Genomic DNA, 20,064 nt, shown 5'->3' on the forward strand with positions numbered 1-20,064 from the left:
CCACCTCCTCAACATCATCATTCGACGCCATAGGAGGAAATACCTTCCACTATGTCGAAAATACCAGATTAGAAAGGTTAGAAAGGAGAGTGTTAAATGGACTTTATATCCAAAAGAATAATAGCGGTTGTTGCGGGAATTATCTTTGTCGCGTTAGTGATGCCTGCTATCGAATACGTGTTCAATGACATGATGTTCAACCTGAAAAATTGGAATGGACCAACAATAGCCCCTCGTTAAGGGGGCTATTGTTTATTTAAGACACATTTACATACCAAAAGCGGACAGCGGGACTCGAACCCGTCTTCTCCAGCTTGGAAGGCTGGGGTACTGCCTTTATACCATGTCCGCAGATAAACGCCCCTCGCGAACCTCAGACACGTAAAAGGTGCTCTCCAGCAGCCGAGAGGGGCGTTTCAACTTGTTTAGAACATTTGACCCGCTTGTTCTACCCTTGCGGCTCTACTGCAGGTCTTATTGCGAGGAGCTAACTGGTGCCGCTCGTCTTATCGCCTACCACCGTCAAACAGGTATGGTTGTTGTGTCGGGTGATGTTCTGAAAACCGATAAAGGATTTTTACACCACTCCAATAAAAAAGGCCGGCAGCTGCCGACCCGATCTGCAGAGCATTCATGCCCCTGTGGTGTCCTCTTCTCGATTTCCTATGCTACAAATATATCACGTCTAAAACCTAATGAGGTATTTATAGTTACTTAATTTATTCTTTTTGATTACTTTTCTTTTTCTTTGAGTTTTCGTCGATATCATTGCGGCTCTCCTTTTGGATTGGTTATAATAGACGCGATCATGATAAAACCAAAAGGAATGAGGTTTGCTCATTATGGCATTAAGAGCTCAGGATTTATTGGATTTGGGAATTGAAAGCATCCTCAATTATCTGCGACGTTCACGAGCTGATGAAGAGCAAGAGCGGCGCACCGGTGAGGATGTGTTGCAGGCTCAGAAAGAGCTCATGGACCGCGTGCTAGAGCCTCTAGGCATCCCATACGACCAGAGATCAGAGGTTGGGTCCGGAGATAAAATATCCACCCGCCCCGTCTTCCAGACCGTCATCAAGGACCTCCAGTCCGGAAAATTCCAAGCCATTGCAGTCAAAGAGATATCTCGTATGGGCCGCGGTTCTTATACGGACATGGGAGTTATTTATGATCTTATTACAGATAAGCGGATATTCATCATCACGCCATACAAGACCTTTGACCCGAACAACCCATCCGATTTGAGACAAATCAGATTTGAGTTATTTATGTCCAGAGAGGAATTTGAGACGACCAGGGAAAGGCTGTTTGGCGGCCGGGTTAACCGCGCCATGGAAGGTAAGTGGGTATCCGGGGAGGCTCCCTTCGGTTTCGACTACAACCCTGCCACTAAAAAGCTTGATATCAACGAGCAGCAGGCAGAGCAGATTAGAGCAATTTTTGATTTGTATGTGAATGGCGTCCCTGATGGTGCAGATGGTAAGCGCAGGGATGTTAGCTTTAGAGCGCTGGCTACGTATTTATCGCGACACACCGTCATCTGCACGCCTAAAGGCAAAAAGAACTGGCATCCCACGTATCTAAAGGGCGTTCTACAAAATGAGCGGTTTATCGGGATCCTGAAGTTCAGAACCACCAAGCGCGTTAATGGGAAGATTGAGACTCGGCCTGAGGAAGAGCATATTATCGTCCATGATGCGATGCCCCGGATCATAGACCAGGAAACATGGGACAAAGCTCAGGCAAAGATCAATGACACCGCGCATAAGCCAAGAACAAAAATGGACTTCTCTCCCTGTGAATTGGCCGGTCTATGTGTGTGCTACAAATGCGGCGGGAGAATGGTTCGACAATACAGCGTACAAAAATACGAAAAGCAAACCGGTGATGTGGTAGAGTATCATAAGGAATTCCTATGGTGTACTCGACCTGGCTGCACATTTGTGAAATATCGATCTGTAGAGGAAGACCTGTTAGACGTTCTCCGGTATTTCAAAGATTTATCAGCAGATAGACTGCGAGAAGAATTGGTGGCCAATCTGGCGCAGGATGGACAGCAAAACAATTTTATTCCAGATGTAAACGAGTATATTGAGCAGCGAGCCAAGGAACTCAAAAACCGAATGAATTTCATCTTTGAAAAATATGAGTCCGGTCGATATACTGATGAAATGTTTGATGAGCGTAAAGCTGAGATCGATAAAGGGCTTGCGGAATTGTCGGAACTTGAAAAGAAGTATAACAGCGAAAAGCCCGAGTCCAAAGAATACAAAATTGATGTGGATGTCGTAAGAACAAACCTTAATTCGCTTCTCGATGCCTATGCAGAGGCCGAGGATAAGTCAGATAGGAATCGCATAATGCGGAGTGTATTCGAGCACGTAACGATCGAATTGATCGAGCGTGGACGCGGCAGAATACCATCAAAGTATAATATTTATCCCGTATTTAAAAAGGGATTGACTGATTCTGTAATTTTGGTATGATGATGACACCTACTATTCATCCGCGCTGATCAGTGCAAAGCGGCCGGCTTTGAAATTGCCCTCCTGTGTCAGGGACAGCAGGTTCCACAGAAACTTCTCGTCACACTTCAGCATCTCCTGAAATTCCATCAGGCCGCGGTTCGCCTTGTTCAGCTCTCCATCAAAGCGGTACGCCCTTGGATCTGATTCCGAGCCGAATTCAGTAATCGTTGAGAAATCAATGCTGCCCGTCAGATCGGCAATGTCCTGTGATTTGGGATCGGAAGGACTGAATGTGCCGATGCCGGTGCGGCCTTCCTCCGAGATCAGCACGCGCTCTACCATCACAGACTGGATGTCACCGCCGTATTCGGTTCTTAGCCTCATCTGGCAGGAGGGACAGAGATTGCCTTCAATTCTGACGCCGAGCTCCTGCTCCACCTCGGGCCTTAGCTCTAGCGGGATCAGATGCAGCGGCTCCTCGTGCATGGGACAGCCCGCAATCGCATATACTGCACCGCCGGGCGTTCGTGAATACTTCTCCAGTCCCCGCTTTAGCAGCGTAACGAGTGTCGATTTGCCGCCGCTGACAGGTCCCATCAGCAAAAGAATCCGTTTTCTAACGTCCAGACGCCGGGCCGCAGAATGAAAATATTCCTCCACAAGCTTTTCCACCGCACGATCGAGCCCGAAGATTTCCTGCTCAAAAAACTTGTATTTTTTGCGTCCGCCGCTCTCCTCCACGCCGTAGGATTCAATCATGTCATAGACCCGCGCATGAGCAGTCTTCGCCGGCGCCGGGTTTGTTTTCAACAATTCTATATAATCTTTGAATGTACCTTTCCATGCCAAGCGGTCGCTTTCTGCCTGATACGATGCGATGCGTTCAAAAATATCCATCCCATGACCTCCTATGACTTCATACTTTGAGGATTGGTTCTTTTCGCTTCCCAAGACTCCTTCACGCCTTCAGCCACCGAAAAAAGTGTATTACATACCTATGCGGCAGGCGCGGAATAGTTGACCTCATTTCATAGGAAAGCCGCTCTTTTTTCGCCTAGAGCCTCCGAATTTGCGGCAAGGAGACGCGCACCTGTTCCCTGCATGTTATACTGATGGAACAAATAATTCGCGGCGCAAGCGGCCTAAACAGACTATGTATGGACATAAAGGAGAGAAGCCATGGCGATTCAGCACGAAGCCGAGCTGTATGCTCCATTAAAGGCTTTTTTTGAGGAAGAAGGGTATGCTGTCAAGGGTGAGGTACGCCACTGTGATCTGGTGGGCATAAAGGAAGGCAGCGAGGAGCTGCTCATTGTAGAAATGAAAAAAACGTTCAACCTCGCTCTGCTGCTGCAGGGCATCGAACGTCTGAAGATGAGTCCGTTTGTGTATTTGGCGGTGGAGAAGTCCCGCGCCAAGAAGGGGGCCGTCAACCAGCGCTGGGGCGAGCTTACGGCTCTGTGCCGGCGGCTGGGACTGGGGCTCGTGACGGTCACCTTCTACAAAACAAAGCCGCCCTTCGTCGAGAAGCTGTGCCGTCCTGCCGAGGAGCCTCCGTCCACGCGGGGCTCTGTCCGCAAGCGGGACCGGCTGCTGCTGGAGTTTCACGAGCGGAGCGGAGATTATAACACCGGCGGCGTCACGCGCGCCAAGCTGATTACCGCCTACCGCGAGAAGGCGCTGCGCGTCGCGCAGGCCGTTGCCGCCTTGAATGCCCATGCAGAGGGCGCGGCAGACAGCCTGAAGGGGACATCTCCGGCGGCGGCCAAAGAGGCGAGCGGCATCGGGAATGCCGCCGCTATATTGCAGCGCAATTATTACGGGTGGTTTGAGCGGACTGGCCGGGGCCGGTACGTCCTGAGCTCCGAAGGCTTTGCGGCGCTGGACAAGTATGCTGCGGTGCTCCCTGCCCCGAAGACCTGATTTCTCTGATGTCTAGCTGCGGGCCGTAAACTCTCTCAGCGCTTCGCTGATCAGATTCATGCCGAGCATGAGCTCATCCCGGCCGGGATGGGTGAAATTCAGGCGGATATAATCATGATTCTCTCCGTCCGGCGAGCACATGGAGCCCGGCAGGAAGCTGACCCCCTTCAAGGCCGCAGCCTTGAGGAGGACATCGCCGCTCAGTCCGCCCGGCAGCCTGACCCACAGGAACATGCCGCCCTTCGGCAGCTCATAGGAAGCACCGCTCCAGGCACTGCGCCGCAGGAGCTGATCCATCAGCTTCAGGCGGGTGACATACTCCCGGTTCAGAGCGCTGAGATGCTCCTCCAGATGGAAGTGCCGGGATAACAGCAAATGATGCAGCATCCGGTGGATGAGCATGCTGGACTGCCAGTCTGCCATAAGCTTGACAGCCGTCATCATGGAGATGACCTCGCTTGGCCCCGCTGCCCAGCCCGTACGCAGCGCCGGCGCCACCGTCTTGCTAAAGGAGCCGACATACAGCACCTGCTCGCCCTGCCTTTCCTCCAGCGCCGCCAGCGGCGGAAGAGGCTGGGCCGCAGGACTGCCGGGAAAGCAAAGCTCGCCGAGGGAATCATCCTCTACGACCAGCAGAGAAGTTCCGGCGATAACCTTGAGCACCTCAAGGCGCCGTTCCAGCGACCAGAGGGCACCTGTCGGATTATTGAAGTTCGGGGCCGCAAAGAACAGCTTCGGCTGATGCTTAAGCAGCAGCTCGGCCAGCTGCTCCGGCAGCACGCCGTCATGGTCGCTTCGAACGGGGATCATGCGGACACCATGAAGGCGCAGCACCTGCAGGAGGCCCGGCGATGTCGGATTCTCGACCAGTACGGTGTCTTCGGGGTTCGTGCAGGAGCGGACCAGCAGATCCATCGCCTGCTGGGTTCCCGTCGTCAGCAGAATGCGGTCCGGCTCCATATGTAGTCCCTTGCGCCGGCTCCAGCTCTCGCTGAGCCACTGCCGCAGCGGTCCGTAGCCCTCCGCCTCCCCGTATTGCAGGGAGCGGGGATCGGCGGAAAGCACAGAGCCGGCGGCCTCCGCCAAGGCGGATACCGGAAACAGCTCCTCCGCTGGCAGCTCTTCCGCCAGAGAAATCAAAGAATCCCGCTTCGCAAGCTTCTGGACACTGCGCAGCGGGGAGGTTAGTAGAGAATGTGTACGGGAAGCAAAGGAATACTGCATCTAGGCCTCCTCCTTCATCCGTGAATACGTGAATATCACACCCACTAAGACTATTCTCGGACCTTCCAGATTATAACTCAGTGAAGCACCTAGGCATACTGCTGTCGCCCCTTGCGGGTGTAAAGAGCGTATTTCTCGATCGCTTGAGCTCTCGTATTCACACCCAGCTTGACGTAAATTTTACGCAGATAGTTGTCGATAGAACGGCGGCTGACCTCGATTTCAACTGCGATTTTATCATACGTAATGCCCTGCACGATTCGTTCCATAATGAAGGTCTCTGTTTCAGTTAACGGCAGATTGCCCTCGGCGATTGGCGAGGCAGGGAGCGGCCAGATTGCCTGCTTGACCCACTCCAAAGGCAGTGCAGTGACATCTTCGCGCAGGCCGGCAATCAAATGAATGAGCTGAAAGGGCGATGCCTGCTTGGACAGCATCCCGCTTGCCCCCCGGCTGATCAGGCCCTGGAGAAGCGATAAGCCATCATGATCGGTCATCATCACGACATGACTTTGTGGAGACACCTGCTTCATTTGCTCCAGCACCTGCTCTGCGGATTGCTCGCCCAGACGATAATCCAGCAGCACGAGATTCGGCCTGTGGTCTTCGACAAATTTCACACCCTCCTGGCCATTCTGTATCATTCCGATCACCTGCAAGTCCTTTTGTTCCTCCAGAATCAACTTGGTGCCCAGCATACTCGTAGGATGACTTCCAATGATGGCGATCTTCCAAACCTGACTCATGTTAACCCCCCTGTTTCCTGTTTCAACACGTGGTAATTTTCGTTAAACAATGTAGTGTGCCCTAAAACCAGCAGAACTCCGAGCTAACTTCGCACGAATTCCGGTTGTTTCCCGCTTTGGCGTATCAGACACAAAGAGATCCTATCCAGCGCAGGCAGAGTAAGGCATTAGGCTCAGTTCATGCATCTATAACATGGCAAATGGCTTATATGTATCTCTCTTTGCTAGCAAATCTATACAGATTGTATCCTATTCTTGTTATTATAGGCAATCTCTTTTTCGTCAAATGTCATTTTTTGTTCGTCTTTGCGAAATATATGCACGCGTGATAGAATGATGATTGGAAAAATTGATAGGAATTACAAGGGGTGAAGAGATGCCAATACTGCAAACAGAGAATGAATCTCCCTATCCATCCCGCGAAGCTTCCAGAAAGAGCCCGAAAGCGCGTTACTTTTGGTTGTTTTGGCTATTCATGATCGGAGCGGGAGTGGCTGCCGCCTACTATTACAGTAATCATCTGCAGCAGGAGATGATGCTGGGGCTTCAACAGGATACACAGCGAGAAATGGCAGCATTGAAAGCTCAGTACGACAGCCGTTTTGCAGAGCTTTCAGCACAGATGAGTGAGATTGACAGCAAGGTGCAGTCGTTTAATGAGCTGCTTACCTTTACGAAGGATCAGGCCACCGGGGAGACGGACAATAGCAACAAGCTGTATACACAGCTGAATGATGTCAGGCAGCAGCTCTCCAAGCTGGAGAAGAAGCTGGAGCTGTTGAAATGAGATCTATGATTCAGATGACACCCAAGCAAGTCAACCGGTTGTTCCTGCTGGTGCTGGCCCCTTTTATCGGGATCGGGCTGAGCATCTGGCTCTTGAGCGAGCCTCCGCGGCTGCAGCTGGATATTTCGAGCTATACTCCGCAGCAGAGCCTGGAGACGCAGACCGGAAACGTCAGCCGAGGGCTGGAGCTTGCCAGTGCTACAGTCGATCAGACGATTGCTTCTATTGAAAGAACAGGTCAGCTATATCGTCAGACCACCTCTGCCATGAACAGCATCCGGGCCCAGGCGGAGTCTCAGGCTGGATTACCGGAATACATTTATAACCGCCGGATTACGAGCAAGCTGGGGCGTCCCATCGAAACGGTGAATACCGAACGGATCACGCTGGAGCTGTATAAAGTGAATCCGGGCTATTATCAGGGACATGCACTGAAGATCAAGCTGAAGGATCCGAACGCCATGACCATGGTTCTCGGCAACGGCCAGCCGGGCAAAGCCATCACCACCCTGCAGGCGGTACGAAATCATGGAGCGGTGGCCGGCATTAATGCTGGCGGGTATGCGGACGGTAATGGCGGACGCCACCCTTTAAGCACCACCTTCATCAACGGAAGCTATGTTACCGGATTTCAGCCCAGCTTCAAGGATCTTGCCTTTGTCGGCTTGAATGAAGACGGCAAGCTCATCGGCGGGAAGTTCAAGAGCCGGGATGAGCTGGATCGACTGAAGCCGAAATATGGCGCAACCTTTGTGCCTGTCCTTATGAAAAACGGGGTGAAAACGCCAATTCCGGCGAAGTGGAAGACCGATCCTACGCGCGCGCCGCGCACTGTGATTGGCAACTACAAGGATGATCAGCTACTGATTCTCGTCACGGAAGGATATAATGAAACCGGAAATTCAGGTGCAACCCTGCAGGAGCTTCAACGAAAGCTGGAGCAGCTCGGCGTGAAGGACGCTTACAATCTGGATGGAGGAGGCTCCTCCTCCCTCATTCTGAACGGCCGGGTAGTTAACCGACCTTCGGATGGACAGCTTCGCCCGGTACCGACACACTTTCTCTTTTTTAAATAGAACACATGTGGCATGAACTTGCATGCATATTGCCATTTCTTTTTTGGGGCATGCTGGGTATAATAGAGAGTAGCTTAGCAGGAGGTGGCCTTAAATGTCCTTTTCATTAACGTTCTGGATTATCATGCTGGTGTTTGCACTGTATACCGTCGGTATTCTGACCGCCGCATACAATGAAGACAAAACCAATGGCCTGTAAGGCGCGGCTTCCTCATTCGGGGAAGCTTTTTTCATGTCATGGAGCGGTTATTTCAGGCCCTTATATATAAAAAAGCACCGCTTCTGCGGTGCCGTGGCTGCTCTATTAACCGTGCTTCGGAAGCTGGGTCATCTCATTCATGCAGGAAGAGCAGATATAACGATCCTTGAACTCGCTGACTCCATCCATCGAGCCGCAGAATACACATTTCGGGCGGTAGCGCTCCAGAATAATATGGTCACCCTGAACCAGAATTTCGACAGGGTCTCCTTCATTCATCTGATATCTCTTACGCAGAGACTTTGGCAGCACAATTCTCCCCAACTGATCCACTTTACGTACAACACCGGCCGGCTTCATACGATTGAAACACCTCTTTCATTCAACAAATTCTAAGTATACCGACAATATGATCTTATAGACCTAGTATAATAGTTCGATAACATATTGTCGAATCCTGCTAGTTTTTTAATAAAACATAAATTTTTTAGGATTTTCCCTCTGTTGAATGCAAGAAACTGTTTCGGGGCAAGCTCGGCCGAGGCTGCCAGAAGATCTTAGTCTCCTCCCCCGCCGCCAAGCAGCTTGAGAAGGTTGCTCGGAAGCGCAAACTGCTGATTCTGGATGACGATTCGCTGAAGCTCCTGCTCTGCCGCATCATCCGCATCCTTAATCTCCTGGATTTCACGGTGCAGCCGCTCCATCTGAAGATCCAGTGCATTCGCGGCGTCTGCGGCACATTTCAGCTCCTGGGTCAGCCGCTCCGGCACCTCTTTGTTGTATTTATAAAATATTTTGTGCTCCAAGGAAGCCCAAAAATCCATCGCAATCGTACGAATCTGAATTTCTACACAGGCCCGCTGCTCACCATCGGACATATAGACCGGAACATCAACCAGAACATGCAGGCTCTGATAGCCATTAGGCTTCGGGTTCTTGATATAATCCTTGACCTCCAGCACCCGCAGATCACTTTGCCCGCACAGCAGCTCCTGGACACGATAGATGTCGGAAATGAAGGAGCAGGTGATCCGGAGCCCGGCGATATCCTTGATGTGATGCTTGATGCTGTCGAAGGAGAGCTCGTGGTTTTTGCGGAACATTTTGTTCATGATGCTCTCCGGGGTCTTGAGCCTGGACTTGGTATGCTCGATCGGATTGTAGTCATGGAGGGACTGAAATTCCTCCTTCAGCACATCAATTTTCGTCTCCATGTGATCGAGTGCAAATTTATACGTCATTAGAAATCGCGTAATGTCATATTTAAATTTCTTGAATTGGTCGATGGGATACGGTGCATTCATGATACAGCTCTTCCTTCCTTGATCCGTTTGATACTATTATATAAGAAACCGCACCAATACTGAAATGAGACAGGTGCGGTTCTTACTAGAGGCCCTCCCCTCCTCAAATGCTTCAGGCATCATCGTGGAGCAGATCATGGCAATGATACCTCCTCCCGCTAAAGCTCCCAGGACGGCCTCCATTTCATCTGTGAGCTGTTCAAGAAACAAAAATCCTCCCATGGAGGATAAAGAGGCACACAGGAACACAGCGCCCCACATCAACAGGATTTTGCGGCGGGAAAATCCACTTTTGACTAAGCCGTCTGTACTGGATATTCCTTCTGAAATATTGCTTAGGAAAATGGAAACAGCAAGAACGATACTGACTCCATTCCCTGTCAAAAGACTGGCACCGAGCATAATTGATTCCGGAATGGCATCCATCACACTACCTGTGTTTATAGCAAAAGGAAGACCTACTCATGAAAGATGGAGTCGCTACAACACCAATTCGATGAGAGATCTCGCCTTGAGCCTTTTGAATCAGATTTTGTTTTTGTTTATGCTCTGCGCCTGGCTCCATACCGTAAAAGGACCTCTTCCGTGGCCGCAGCCGTTAATCCATCGTGATTGCAAAGCCTACCGGATATGGGGTGGGTGGGATATTGGAGGTGTCGATCACAAGACCATCCTCAGAAAGCTGCCATGCCACACCTCCTTGTCCCAGCACGGCTACGTTTTTAATCACGCTCCGAAAATGCCGTGAATCCAGAGATAAGGATGATATGACCACTTCTCCATGGCTTGGCAGCTTCAAGACATAGGCGTATAACGTCCCTCCCTTGAAGGTAAAGCGGATATCTTTTTCCGTGTAGGGACTGCGATTCCCTTCCGTGTGCATCTCTTCGCCCGACTGTGTGGGGCCCTCCCCATAGATTTTCCAATGAGTAGTATCAAAAATGCCTTCTCCGTTCACCGCCAGCCATTCACCTATAGCGAGCAGAATCGACTCATCCTCCTCCGGGATGGTTCCATCTGCCTTGGGTCCCACATTTAATAACAAGCAGCCGTTCTTGCTTACAATATCGATCAGATCACATACGATGTCTGCGGGGTCCTTATATTGATTGTTCACGCTGTACGACCAGGAGTTACGCGCGACCGAGGTGTCTGTCTGCCAAAGCTGAGGCCGAATATCATTCAGTTGCCCCCGCTCAATGTCAAAGACTGCCGTCCCGTGCATAAAGGCGTCCAGCTTGTAATTGATTGCAACCTCACTTCCCCATTGGGCAGCGCGGTTGTAGTAATACGCAGCAAACTTTTTGAGATACGGCTTGAAGCGGACGTTCATGATCCACCAATCGAACCATACAATTGAGGGCTGATAGAGATCCACAAGCTCACAGGTGCGAAGCAGCCAATCGGTAAGGAAGGCCTCGTCAGGCCCTTCCCCGTGAATGGTCCATTCCGGGTCTCGCGGCTGTGCCGGTCCGTATAAGCCCCGGTAGTTGTCATCCTGTACGTCAGATTGAAACGCCATGCCCCCGTCAAAGAACCACCAGTTCTCGGCCCGATGTGAAGAGACCGCAAAATTCATATCCTTAGCTTCTACAGCGTTCTTCAGTTCCCCGATCACGTCCCGCTGCGGTCCCATCTGCACGGCATTCCATGGCGACAGTTTGCTGTTATACATTTGGAAGCCATCATGATGCTCAGCAACAGGCATTACATATCGTGCTCCCGCTTTGCTGAATAGTGCTGCCCATGCCATGGGGTCAAACTTCTCTGCTTTAAACAGGGGAATGAAATCCTTATATCCGAATTCATGCTGCGGCCCGTAAGTCTGAAGGTGATGATCAAAAATGCTCACCACCTGTTTATTCTCCCGATTCGCACTGTCTTTCAAGTACATTTCCCGAGCATACCATTCATTCCCGTAAGCGGGAACGGAGTATACTCCCCAGTGAATAAAAACACCGAATTTGGCATCCTTGTACCATTGCGGTATGGAATTGCTGCTCAAGGATTCCCAATTGTCCTGAAACGGCCCCTGGTTTATGACCTTATCGATCTGCTGTATGTTTATCATGATCATTCATTCACTCCTTTTGCACATCATAACGTGATAGAGCTTCATAGATAAGGATCAATATCGACCTCCAGTATGCAAATCACGACTTTTTGCGTCATAGCCTGACTGCAACTTTCTAGACTCATTAAAAAACCTGCAGTCCCATAGGACCACAGGCTTCATTTCATGAATATATCCAGCATTTCATTTCTCAGCACTCAACACCCTTTAAACTTTGGAGCCCTCTTCTCTTGAAAAGCCGCCTTGCCCTCCTGTGCATCCTCTGTGGTAAAGCAGAAGGAGAAGAGGCTGTTCTCATATTGCAATCCGGCATCCAGCGGCATGTTCATCGCTGCGCGCAGCGCGAGCTTGGCATGCTGGACCGCAATAGGACTGTGGGCGGCAATGGCTTCAGCCGTTTCATAGACCAGCTTCTGCAACTCCCCTTGCTCTGCAACCTGCTCCACTAAGCCGTAGCTCAAGGCCTCTGCGGCACTTAGCAGCCTGCCTGTCAGCACCATTTCAGCTGCTTTTCCCGGACCCACAATACGAGGAAGCAGCTGTGTGCTCCCGCTGCCTCCAATCCAGCCCAGCTTGATTTCCCCCGCGCCGAACCTGGCACTTAAGGAGGCGTACCGGATGTCTGCATGCAAGGCAAGCTCCAGCCCTCCGCCAATAGCATATCCACGGATCATCGCTATCACTGGCTTGCGAATGCTGCGAACGGCCATGCAATAATCCTCGCGATTGCTCAGCTCCCAGGGACTTCCGTAATCGTCCAGCACCTCAATATCGCTGCCCGCTGAGAAGCTCTTTTCCCCTTCCCCTGTCAGCACGACGACCCTGACGTTCTGGTCCTGATTGATCTCTTGGCAAAGCTCGTTAAGGCGTATCCCCATCGCCCGGGTGACCGTATTCAGCTTCCCGGGTCTGTCTAGAGTAATCGTTCCGATGTGATTGGACAGCTCATATCTGATCCCCGAATGCTCCATCGACCTAGCTCCCGCCAGCGTTTTCTGCTGCGCGTTCAAGACCAAAATCTCTATTAATAGCAGACGTGTCTTCGCCGATTGGAGGCGCGCCCTTGCCATGCTTGAGCAGATGGCCGTTCACTCTTGCGGGGTATCGGGTCGTCTTAAACACAGCACCGCTCGGCCTTACGACCTCCTGAAACATGTCCAGGGCTTGAATACCCTCATGCTGGAGAGCCCGCTCCCAATCCAGCACTTCCGCACACCAATAATCAGCCGGCTCCAGAATATCCAGCCAGTGCTGTGTCGTTCTCGTCTTTAGATGCTCATTCAATCGCTGCTTGATTTCATCCCGTTCATGAAACCAGGAGGTCTGGTCGGTGTATTGCAGCAGATCTGCACGCCCCAACAGCTCACCTAAAGCGATTATCGAGCCCATAGCCAGAGCAAGGTGACCATCCTGTGTTTCGTAAATACCGTACGGTGCGCCTAAATAAGCATGGGCATTGCGGAACTGACTGCGTCCTTGAAGCTCTCTGGGCTCCTTGTTTATATAAGCGCTCAACACTTCAAACTGGAAATCCAGGGCAGCCTCCATCAGGCTGATTTCCACCTGCCCCCCGACACCGGTCTTTTCGCGCTGGTACAACAGTCCGAGCACGGCTTGAACAAACATGGAGCTTGTATGAAGATCAATGGTCGCGAGGCCAAAAGGAACGGGCGGCTGATCTCCGTCTCCATTCAGCCAGGTCAGACCGGACATCGACTGTACGAGCAGATCCTGCCCCGGCTTGTTCTTCCAGGGACCTTCTGTGCCATAGCCGGTAATGCTTCCGTAAATAATACCGGGATTTAATGCCTTCACCGACTCATAATCGAGACCAAGCTTGTGCATCGAGCCGGGACGAAAGTTCTCAATCATGATATCCGCCTGCTGAATCAGTTTCTTTATTTTGGCCAGATCGTCTGGATCCTTGAGGTTAGCGGCATAGCTTTCCTTGTTCCGATTCATGGATTGAAACACCGTGCTCTCACCGTCGACCCGCAGATTCGACAGGGTTAACTGACGGCTGCCATCCCCTGCATTCGGTCTCTCGATCTTAATAACGCGTGCTCCCAAATCTGCTAGGCGCAGCGCAGATACAGGACCTGCAAGATATTGACTGAAATCCAATACAACAATGCCTTCCAGCAGCTTCATCTCATTTCCCCCCTGACTCTTGCATCATTCCCCCTGCTTTGCCGCTGCATTTCATTCAAGGCTTGAATCACGGTGCTTCGGTCTGGCATTGCACTAATCAGTCGATTACGAATCAAATGTCCGGCCTGCTCCTGAAAGTCGATATATCCGGGATATCGAGGCCTCATGGAGCCATGGGTTAAGGTATCCAGCGTATTTTTGAAAAAATCGCCGGACAGCCGGTTCACCTCCGGGTCCAGCCATGCCATCCGGTGGCCCGGCTGACCTCCATGTTGAAAAAATGAAGTCCGCTGAAAATCCGCAGACGCAACCATGTCAGCAAATTTTGCCGCAAGCTCGGCATACTGACATTGTGAAGAGATGGCAAGCCCTACGCCGCCGATCATACTGCCGCAAGGGTTGCTGCGATCCGATGGAATATTTCCGAAGCTCGTCACAAATGGCCTGAAGCCTGCCCTTGCATAGTTGGAGTAGCCGTAAATGAGCGGAATGTAGGCGATCTCTTCACTGCTCCCCATTCGGTCCAGCATCTGGATGGGATCCTGATAGAGAGACTCTTGGTGTACATAAGGCATCCAGCTTTCCATGAGCTCCAGTGCCTGTATGCCAACCTCTAATGGAAGATCCAGCCCCTCACTCCAGTACGCCCGGTTTGACAGCTGGGCACACAATGTGAAAAAGGTGGAGTAGGCATGTACCGGCACAAGCGGCAGACCGATCTGCTGCCCCTTCGGCAGCGTCCTGGCCAGGGTGAGAACATCCTCCCAGCTACGAGCCGGCTCCAGTCCTGCCTTATCCAGCAGGTCCTGGCGGTAAGCGCTCACTTGAGCTGCTGCATCTACAGGCAGCGCCCATTGCTTTCCTTCATACGTATAGCTGGCATAGCTTTGACCCGTGGAGTGAAGCTCCTGATCCTGCAGAAACGAGGCTTCCATGAGATCATTCAAGGGCAGCAGGAGCTCTTTGTCCACAGCCGTCCCGATATGGGGATGATCAATCATGATGAGATCATAGGTTTCTGCCAGCAGCTCCAGCGGATAAAGCTCAAAGTCCGCCAGAGAACGGGCGTCCCATTGTATTTCAACGTCAGGCTCCAGCTTGCGGAATGCTTCGGAGGCGGCCAGCAGCGGGTTTAGGCCTCGCTCGTGAGACCAGGTCATTCCTTTTAATTGCATATCAGCACCTTCTCTTTACTCAAATATTACGATGATGGTCAGCTGTATTCAGAGAACACGCTTGAGATTCGATCCAAGTATTATGCTCTCCAATCCGTGGAGCCCCTTTGGCGTATTGGAGGCGATACCCATTGAATCGAATAGGACACGCTAATGCGATCATGTCGATGTCAGGATCTCTCTTTATGTTTTGCGTCATCTGAAGCTTGTGAAATACGTCTTGGCTCCGCAGCTGCTCCCAGTTCAGCAGCTTCTCACAGGCAATGCCATGCTTTATGAAGATATCCACCCAGTAGTCTGCAGGCTGTGTCAACAGCCGCTCTTGCATGAAGATGACCGCTTCATCTCCGCTCATCGAGGATGCCAGCTCCACATCAAGTGCAGCCGCGAGCACCTCTAAAGGCATATCTTTTAGAGCGATATATTCCGTTGCTGTTGGATACAGCCCTTTGACAGTCCGCCTGAATTGAATCCGCCCCGAGGATGCATGAGCATGGGCGGCTGGCATCCACAGCTCATCCCATACCTCCTGCATCACATCCAGCGTAGACTCCAGCATATTGACCTCCACCAGCGCACCCTTACCTTGAGCAGATCGTCTTACTAGAGCCGCCAGAATGCCCTGAACCAGATGTGCACCGCTTATCATATCTGCTATTGCCAAGCCAAACGGGATTGGCCGCCGCCGGTGATTGCCGCCATGCAGCCACGGAAGTCCGGTCAGCGCCTGCAGCAGCAAATCCTGTCCGGGTCTGCTCCGCAGAGGTGTTTCTTTTCCGTATCCACTAATGGAGCCGTAAATGAGCCGCGGGTTGATCTGCTTGGCCTCTTCATACCCGAACCCCAGCTTTTCAATGACACCTGGTCGAAAGTTCTGGATCATGATGTCCGCATGCTGCAATAGCTTGCGCACCTTGATCTTGCCTGCTTCCGACTTCAAGTCCACCGCGTAGCTCTCCTTATTTCGATTAATGGAATGAAACAGCGTGCTGTCACCGTCCAGCTCTAGGTTGGATATGTACAGCCTTCTGCATAGATCTCCGCCGTCCGTGCGTTCAATCTTAATGACTCTCGCGCCTAAATCAGCTAATCGCAGCCCGGCGTATGGACCCGAAAGAAATTGACTGAAATCCAGCACAAGCAAGCCTTCTAACGGTCTTGGCATCATGACACTTCACTCTCGCTTCATGGTATTCTGCGGTGACGCAGCTAAATCAGCTTGAATTCCTCTTCAATGGCTGCATTATCCTCACCGGCCCGGAGAATGCCGCGGCGACTGTTCAGGTGAGTGCTGTCGATCTTTATCGGGCAGTGTGGAGTTACAAATAAGCCCTGATCCTCCACCTCAATCTGCTGCAGATGCTGCAGAGCCCGAAACCCTTCATGTTGAAGAAGATCCTGAGTAGTCTGCACCTCAGCACACCAGTACCCGCCAGCTTCCAAATCCTTCTCCCAGGCCGAAGCAGGCCTGCTCTTGAGATGCTCCGTCAGATTAAGCTTGATTTCGTCCCGATGAACAAACCAGCTCGCAGGATCTTTATATTTCGCTAATGCATCGCAGTGCAGCAGCTTTCCCAGCTCTAATACAGAGCCCATGGCCAGCGCCAAATATCCGTCACTCGTCTCATACACTCCGTAAGGCGCTGCAAGGTAAGCATGCGCATTGCTGACAGCACTTCTTTGCGGCTGCAGTCCGCCATCATTCAAGTGCGTAGTCAGCACCTCGAACTGAACATCAATCGCAGATTCCAGCAGGCTAACCTCAACGAGCATCCCAGAGCGGGTATGGGCACGATGTACAAGCGCAGCCAGAATCCCCTGCACGAGATTAGCGCTTGCAAACATTTCTACCGTGGACAGCGGAAAGGGAATTGGTGGATCATCTGCATTCCCGTTGAGCCAAGGCATACCGGTCAAGGCCTGAATAAAAAGGTCATCATAGGCCTTGGTGTCTTCCACGTCCCGGCCACCGCAGCTCGTAATCATAGCGTGAATGAGCTGGGGATGATTAAAGCGCCACTTCTCCCTGGAAGCCCCTCCGAAAGGTAACGCCTGAAGAGAAGGACCGTCTAAATAAATATCAGCTGCAGCAATTAGCTGGTTCAGCTTGCGGGTATCCTGGTCACAGGCAGCATTGTACAGAAAGCGTTCCTTGTTACGATACAAGCTGATCAGAGGCAGTGAGCCTTCCTCTGCCTGCTCAATCCGGATGACACGGGCTCCAAGATCCGCGAGTCTTACGCCGGCAAAGGGTCCAGCGAGCCCCATACTATGCTCCACAACGAGTATCCCTTCTAAAGGAAGCAATGGATCCCTCCTTAGCGATAATGCGGTCGTATTTTGTTGATCATGCTATGTTACCCGCAGCTATTCTAGTTCCCAGAGCTCCGGGTTATATCGATAATAGCTATGTCCGTATTCTTCACGCAGCGTATTGCTCTCCTGGAGATGCTTGAGACATTGACGCTTTGCTTCTGCCTGATCACCGATCAGCAGCAGATATTCATTGCTGGCTAATTCCACGCCGCCTTGCTTCAGCGTAAGTGTAATCGTGAACTGGCCTGCAGCATTTGCATGGACCTTCCAGTCAATCTCGCCGAATCGGGCGGAGCTGTTGGAAGCCACGGAAGCGTGTAGAATCCCACTTTTGACAACCTCGCCTCCAGCATCTGCTAACGTCCATTCCAGCACCGCATCATGATAAGCCTCATGATAATCATTAACGATCCACAGCTCGCCTTGGAAGGCTTCGCCCGGATTCCATCTTCTCTTAGTGAAGGCCAAGCTTGGAAGAAGCGGCTGGTAGCTTCTCTTTACATAATCAAAGCTAATCTTCTTCTGACCGTAATAGTCAATCAGGCCCCACTTGATGTCTGGCCAGTGTGTAATGAAGTGACAAAGAGATACCCCGCTCATCCGCGGCTTCCGTCGACGGTACAGCTCAAGCGCAAATTGCAAAATCGTTCCGTGCGCAACCTGAGTCGATTCTACAAACTGCTCCAGAGAATCCATTCTTTTGTCTCCGAACACCTCGATATTCAGTCCTTGAAGGATATGAATATCTGCCCAATGATAGCCCCAGCTGGGTCCCATCGGCCATAGCTCATTTTCCGGAATGAATTTTTTGAGACTCTCGATCGATGGGGCCGATGCAGCCGTTAATTCAGGAATGATGGAGCAATCCAGAGCCGGATAATATTCCTCCATAAAACTGTGGCCGCCGCCGTAGTAATGGTCATTCGCATGCTGTGACTCTTTAGGCTTGAAGCCCATGCTCTGGCCGAACTCATTGCTGAGCGGGGATGCCAGTCCGTAAGGCGTCGATGTGTAATCTCCAATGGCTGCCCCAATTGCCTCCATCAGCTCTTTGTTACCACTTTCGATGTGAGCGTCTGTGAAGAACACCTCTTCTCCGCCCATCCAAAAAATATTTGAAGGATGATTGCGCCGCAGCTTCACAATCTCAATACATTCCTTCTCTACAGATTCTACAAATGCGGGATCATTGGAAAACGCTTGTGTAGAGAACGTAAAGTTCGTCCATACGGTAATACCGAGCTCGTCGCACAGCTTATAGAAGGTCGGAATCTCTGGCGGGTGCCAGCCGAAAATTCGCAGATTGTTTATGTTAGCTTCCTTCACCTGAGTCAGAAGATGCTCATATTTGCTCGTGCTGTTTCGGCCGTAGAAAAAGGACGGCTGTCCACCCCAGCATGCAGAGCGCAGAAACTGACGTTTTCCATTAATTACAAAGGTCCATGGGTATTCACATTCCTCATCCGTGAAGCCCGGGTTCTTCTCCATTTCAAGGGTCCGAATCCCGATTACATCCTCTACCCGATCCAGCACCGTGCCGTTACTCAGCACCTTCATTTCCAGATGATACAGATTCGGCGTTCCCATGTCCCAAGGCCACCACAGCTTCGCGTCTGAAACGTCCACAACGGCATTGGCCATCTGAGTGCCGGCGGGAACCTCTACCTCCACCGTCTGAGTGATGGTGTCTGAATCAAAGTTGTGGCCTTTCATTGCAACCTCGATCTGAACCGTTTGAGACTCTGCCGTCATATTGTCCAGTTCAATCTGCAAATGAACAGCAGCGCCTCCTTCTTTCAGCTCCGACTCACTGCGATAGTTCACGATGCGTACATGGTCTGTTGCAATCAGGCGTACCGGACGCCAGATCCCGAAGGGCACCAGGCCCGTAAAATAATCACCGGAGAAATTCACTTTCTTGCCGCCCACGTTGCGGAAATTCTTAGGAGGCGGGTCCAGCTTGACAGCGAGCTGATTCGAGCCGCCCGACCAATGATCAAAATTCAGAAACTCACTGACCTCGAAAGAAAATGGGGAGAACATACCCTCATGACTTCCCAGCAGCTGACCATTCAGCCACACGGTGCAGCTATAATCAACGCCTTCGAACTCCAGGTGAATCTTCTTCCCCTTCATTTCCGGAGAAACGTTGAAGCTGCGAATATACCACCATTCATATTCCTGTACCCATTTCGCTTTATGCATATTGCGCCCATAATAGGGATCTTCCAATTCACCTGCACGCTGAAGATCGGTATACACATCCCCAGGAACGCTCGCATAATTCCAGCTGAAGATGACGCCTTGACGTTCCGCAGGCAGGATATGAAATCCTTCCCGCTCTCCTTCACCAACTCTCATTTTTTCCATTTGCCACAGCTTGCCGCTTAAATCCTTTACGATTCGAGACATCTTCCGACCTCCACTATGATATAATTTAAAAATCAAAACTAATAACCATAAAAAAACAAAATAATATTCTTTTCGGAATACTGTTCCATTTTTAAATGATTATACTGCTGAACCTAGTGGTCGTCAATGCTGTTTTTGTGCATTGACGTTGGTCCCAAAATAATAAATCGTTCAAGGGAGAAATTCGGGGTCAAAGGCGACCGCTACCG

At 51.1% G+C, this 20,064-nt stretch carries 17 protein-coding genes, 1 tRNA gene and 1 pseudogene; 5 read left to right on the plus strand and 14 right to left on the minus strand.

The window, feature by feature from the left end:
• The first annotated feature begins 96 nt into the window (after positions 1 to 96).
• On the plus strand, positions 97 to 240 hold the full coding sequence (locus E6C60_RS21000) for a hypothetical protein (RefSeq protein ID WP_175415328.1): 144 nt from the start codon (positions 97 to 99) through the stop codon (positions 238 to 240).
• Between the two features lie 39 nt (positions 241 to 279).
• On the opposite strand, the gene E6C60_RS15395 is transcribed toward E6C60_RS21000, so the two are convergent.
• Positions 280 to 351: transfer RNA gene (locus E6C60_RS15395), tRNA-Gly, on the minus strand.
• Positions 352 to 842: 491 nt separating this feature from the next.
• Here E6C60_RS15395 and E6C60_RS15400 point away from each other — a divergent pair.
• Complete coding sequence (locus tag E6C60_RS15400; protein ID WP_138226652.1) at positions 843 to 2,486, plus strand: recombinase family protein; 1,644 nt, start codon at positions 843 to 845, stop codon at positions 2,484 to 2,486.
• A 15-nt stretch (positions 2,487 to 2,501) separates the two neighbouring features.
• On the opposite strand, the pseudogene E6C60_RS15405 reads toward E6C60_RS15400, so the two are convergent.
• Positions 2,502 to 3,365, minus strand: a pseudogene (locus E6C60_RS15405) (protein prkA); the annotation flags it as partial.
• A gap of 282 nt (positions 3,366 to 3,647) precedes the next feature.
• On the opposite strand from E6C60_RS15405, the gene E6C60_RS15410 reads away from it, so the two are divergent.
• Positions 3,648 to 4,391: a DUF2161 family putative PD-(D/E)XK-type phosphodiesterase gene (locus tag E6C60_RS15410; RefSeq protein WP_138226653.1), complete on the plus strand. Its 744-nt coding sequence runs from the start codon at positions 3,648 to 3,650 to the stop codon at positions 4,389 to 4,391.
• A gap of 12 nt (positions 4,392 to 4,403) precedes the next feature.
• Here E6C60_RS15410 and E6C60_RS15415 read toward each other — a convergent pair whose 3' ends face one another.
• Positions 4,404 to 5,615, minus strand: a complete 1,212-nt coding sequence (locus E6C60_RS15415; RefSeq protein WP_138226654.1) for an aminotransferase-like domain-containing protein — start codon at positions 5,613 to 5,615, stop codon at positions 4,404 to 4,406.
• An 89-nt stretch (positions 5,616 to 5,704) separates the two neighbouring features.
• Complete coding sequence (locus tag E6C60_RS15420; RefSeq protein ID WP_138226655.1) at positions 5,705 to 6,361, minus strand: response regulator transcription factor; 657 nt, start codon at positions 6,359 to 6,361, stop codon at positions 5,705 to 5,707.
• A 376-nt stretch (positions 6,362 to 6,737) separates the two neighbouring features.
• On the opposite strand from E6C60_RS15420, the gene E6C60_RS15425 reads away from it, so the two are divergent.
• Both E6C60_RS15425 and E6C60_RS15430 read left to right on the plus strand, forming a co-directional pair.
• On the plus strand, positions 6,738 to 7,148 hold the full coding sequence (locus E6C60_RS15425; protein WP_175415329.1) for a hypothetical protein: 411 nt from the start codon (positions 6,738 to 6,740) through the stop codon (positions 7,146 to 7,148).
• Between the two features lie 8 nt (positions 7,149 to 7,156).
• Positions 7,157 to 8,224: a phosphodiester glycosidase family protein gene (locus E6C60_RS15430; RefSeq protein ID WP_407669167.1), complete on the plus strand. Its 1,068-nt coding sequence runs from the start codon at positions 7,157 to 7,159 to the stop codon at positions 8,222 to 8,224.
• Between the two features lie 304 nt (positions 8,225 to 8,528).
• On the opposite strand, the gene E6C60_RS15435 is transcribed toward E6C60_RS15430, so the two are convergent.
• The 10 genes from E6C60_RS15435 to E6C60_RS15480 all read right to left on the minus strand — a co-directional run bounded on the left by E6C60_RS15435 (position 8,529) and on the right by E6C60_RS15480 (position 19,855).
• The gene (locus E6C60_RS15435) at positions 8,529 to 8,783 is read right to left on the minus strand and encodes an AbrB/MazE/SpoVT family DNA-binding domain-containing protein (RefSeq protein WP_138226657.1); all 255 of its coding nucleotides are present in this window, start codon (positions 8,781 to 8,783) and stop codon (positions 8,529 to 8,531) included.
• Between the two features lie 197 nt (positions 8,784 to 8,980).
• On the minus strand, positions 8,981 to 9,727 hold the full coding sequence (locus E6C60_RS15440) for a GTP pyrophosphokinase (protein WP_138226658.1): 747 nt from the start codon (positions 9,725 to 9,727) through the stop codon (positions 8,981 to 8,983).
• A gap of 36 nt (positions 9,728 to 9,763) precedes the next feature.
• Positions 9,764 to 10,153 (minus strand): ZIP family metal transporter, encoded by a 390-nt coding sequence (locus E6C60_RS15445; RefSeq protein WP_175415330.1) that lies wholly within the window; start codon positions 10,151 to 10,153, stop codon positions 9,764 to 9,766.
• 172 nt (positions 10,154 to 10,325) lie between these two features.
• Positions 10,326 to 11,798, minus strand: coding sequence for an alpha-L-fucosidase (locus E6C60_RS15450; RefSeq protein ID WP_217496342.1), 1,473 nt, complete (start codon positions 11,796 to 11,798; stop codon positions 10,326 to 10,328).
• A 200-nt stretch (positions 11,799 to 11,998) separates the two neighbouring features.
• A complete protein-coding gene (locus tag E6C60_RS15455; protein WP_138226660.1) occupies positions 11,999 to 12,772 on the minus strand; it encodes an enoyl-CoA hydratase/isomerase family protein in 774 nt (257 codons plus the stop codon).
• A 4-nt stretch (positions 12,773 to 12,776) separates the two neighbouring features.
• The gene (locus E6C60_RS15460; RefSeq protein WP_138226661.1) at positions 12,777 to 13,952 is read right to left on the minus strand and encodes a CaiB/BaiF CoA transferase family protein; all 1,176 of its coding nucleotides are present in this window, start codon (positions 13,950 to 13,952) and stop codon (positions 12,777 to 12,779) included.
• Positions 13,949 to 15,127: an ABC transporter substrate-binding protein gene (locus E6C60_RS15465; protein ID WP_138226662.1), complete on the minus strand. Its 1,179-nt coding sequence runs from the start codon at positions 15,125 to 15,127 to the stop codon at positions 13,949 to 13,951. The genes E6C60_RS15460 and E6C60_RS15465 overlap by 4 nt, the downstream gene beginning before the upstream one ends.
• 19 nt (positions 15,128 to 15,146) lie before the next feature.
• Positions 15,147 to 16,295, minus strand: a complete 1,149-nt coding sequence (locus tag E6C60_RS15470) for a CaiB/BaiF CoA transferase family protein (protein ID WP_138226663.1) — start codon at positions 16,293 to 16,295, stop codon at positions 15,147 to 15,149.
• 41 nt (positions 16,296 to 16,336) lie between these two features.
• Complete coding sequence (locus tag E6C60_RS15475; RefSeq protein ID WP_138226664.1) at positions 16,337 to 17,434, minus strand: CoA transferase; 1,098 nt, start codon at positions 17,432 to 17,434, stop codon at positions 16,337 to 16,339.
• A 60-nt stretch (positions 17,435 to 17,494) separates the two neighbouring features.
• On the minus strand, positions 17,495 to 19,855 hold the full coding sequence (locus tag E6C60_RS15480; RefSeq protein WP_138226665.1) for a glycoside hydrolase family 2 protein: 2,361 nt from the start codon (positions 19,853 to 19,855) through the stop codon (positions 17,495 to 17,497).
• Positions 19,856 to 20,064 lie beyond the last annotated feature (209 nt).

The sequence above is a fragment of the Paenibacillus algicola genome, assembly GCF_005577435.1.
In the GTDB taxonomy this organism is placed as follows: Bacteria; Bacillota; Bacilli; order Paenibacillales; family Paenibacillaceae; genus Paenibacillus_AQ; species Paenibacillus_AQ algicola.

Coding starts and splice junctions, on each gene's coding strand:
- E6C60_RS15435 (WP_138226657.1), bottom strand. CDS start 8,783: ATGAAGCCGGCCGGTGTTGTACGTAAAGTGGATCAGTTGGGGAGAATT.
- E6C60_RS15415 (WP_138226654.1), bottom strand. CDS start 5,615: ATGCAGTATTCCTTTGCTTCCCGTACACATTCTCTACTAACCTCCCCG.
- E6C60_RS15410 (WP_138226653.1), top strand. CDS start 3,648: ATGGCGATTCAGCACGAAGCCGAGCTGTATGCTCCATTAAAGGCTTTT.
- E6C60_RS15480 (WP_138226665.1), bottom strand. CDS start 19,855: ATGTCTCGAATCGTAAAGGATTTAAGCGGCAAGCTGTGGCAAATGGAA.
- E6C60_RS15425 (WP_175415329.1), top strand. CDS start 6,738: ATGCCAATACTGCAAACAGAGAATGAATCTCCCTATCCATCCCGCGAA.
- E6C60_RS15400 (WP_138226652.1), top strand. CDS start 843: ATGGCATTAAGAGCTCAGGATTTATTGGATTTGGGAATTGAAAGCATC.
- E6C60_RS15470 (WP_138226663.1), bottom strand. CDS start 16,295: ATGATGCCAAGACCGTTAGAAGGCTTGCTTGTGCTGGATTTCAGTCAA.
- E6C60_RS15445 (WP_175415330.1), bottom strand. CDS start 10,153: ATGGATGCCATTCCGGAATCAATTATGCTCGGTGCCAGTCTTTTGACA.
- E6C60_RS15455 (WP_138226660.1), bottom strand. CDS start 12,772: ATGGAGCATTCGGGGATCAGATATGAGCTGTCCAATCACATCGGAACG.
- E6C60_RS15465 (WP_138226662.1), bottom strand. CDS start 15,127: ATGCAATTAAAAGGAATGACCTGGTCTCACGAGCGAGGCCTAAACCCG.
- E6C60_RS21000 (WP_175415328.1), top strand. CDS start 97: ATGGACTTTATATCCAAAAGAATAATAGCGGTTGTTGCGGGAATTATC.
- E6C60_RS15450 (WP_217496342.1), bottom strand. CDS start 11,798: ATGATAAACATACAGCAGATCGATAAGGTCATAAACCAGGGGCCGTTT.
- E6C60_RS15460 (WP_138226661.1), bottom strand. CDS start 13,952: ATGAAGCTGCTGGAAGGCATTGTTGTATTGGATTTCAGTCAATATCTT.
- E6C60_RS15440 (WP_138226658.1), bottom strand. CDS start 9,727: ATGAATGCACCGTATCCCATCGACCAATTCAAGAAATTTAAATATGAC.
- E6C60_RS15420 (WP_138226655.1), bottom strand. CDS start 6,361: ATGAGTCAGGTTTGGAAGATCGCCATCATTGGAAGTCATCCTACGAGT.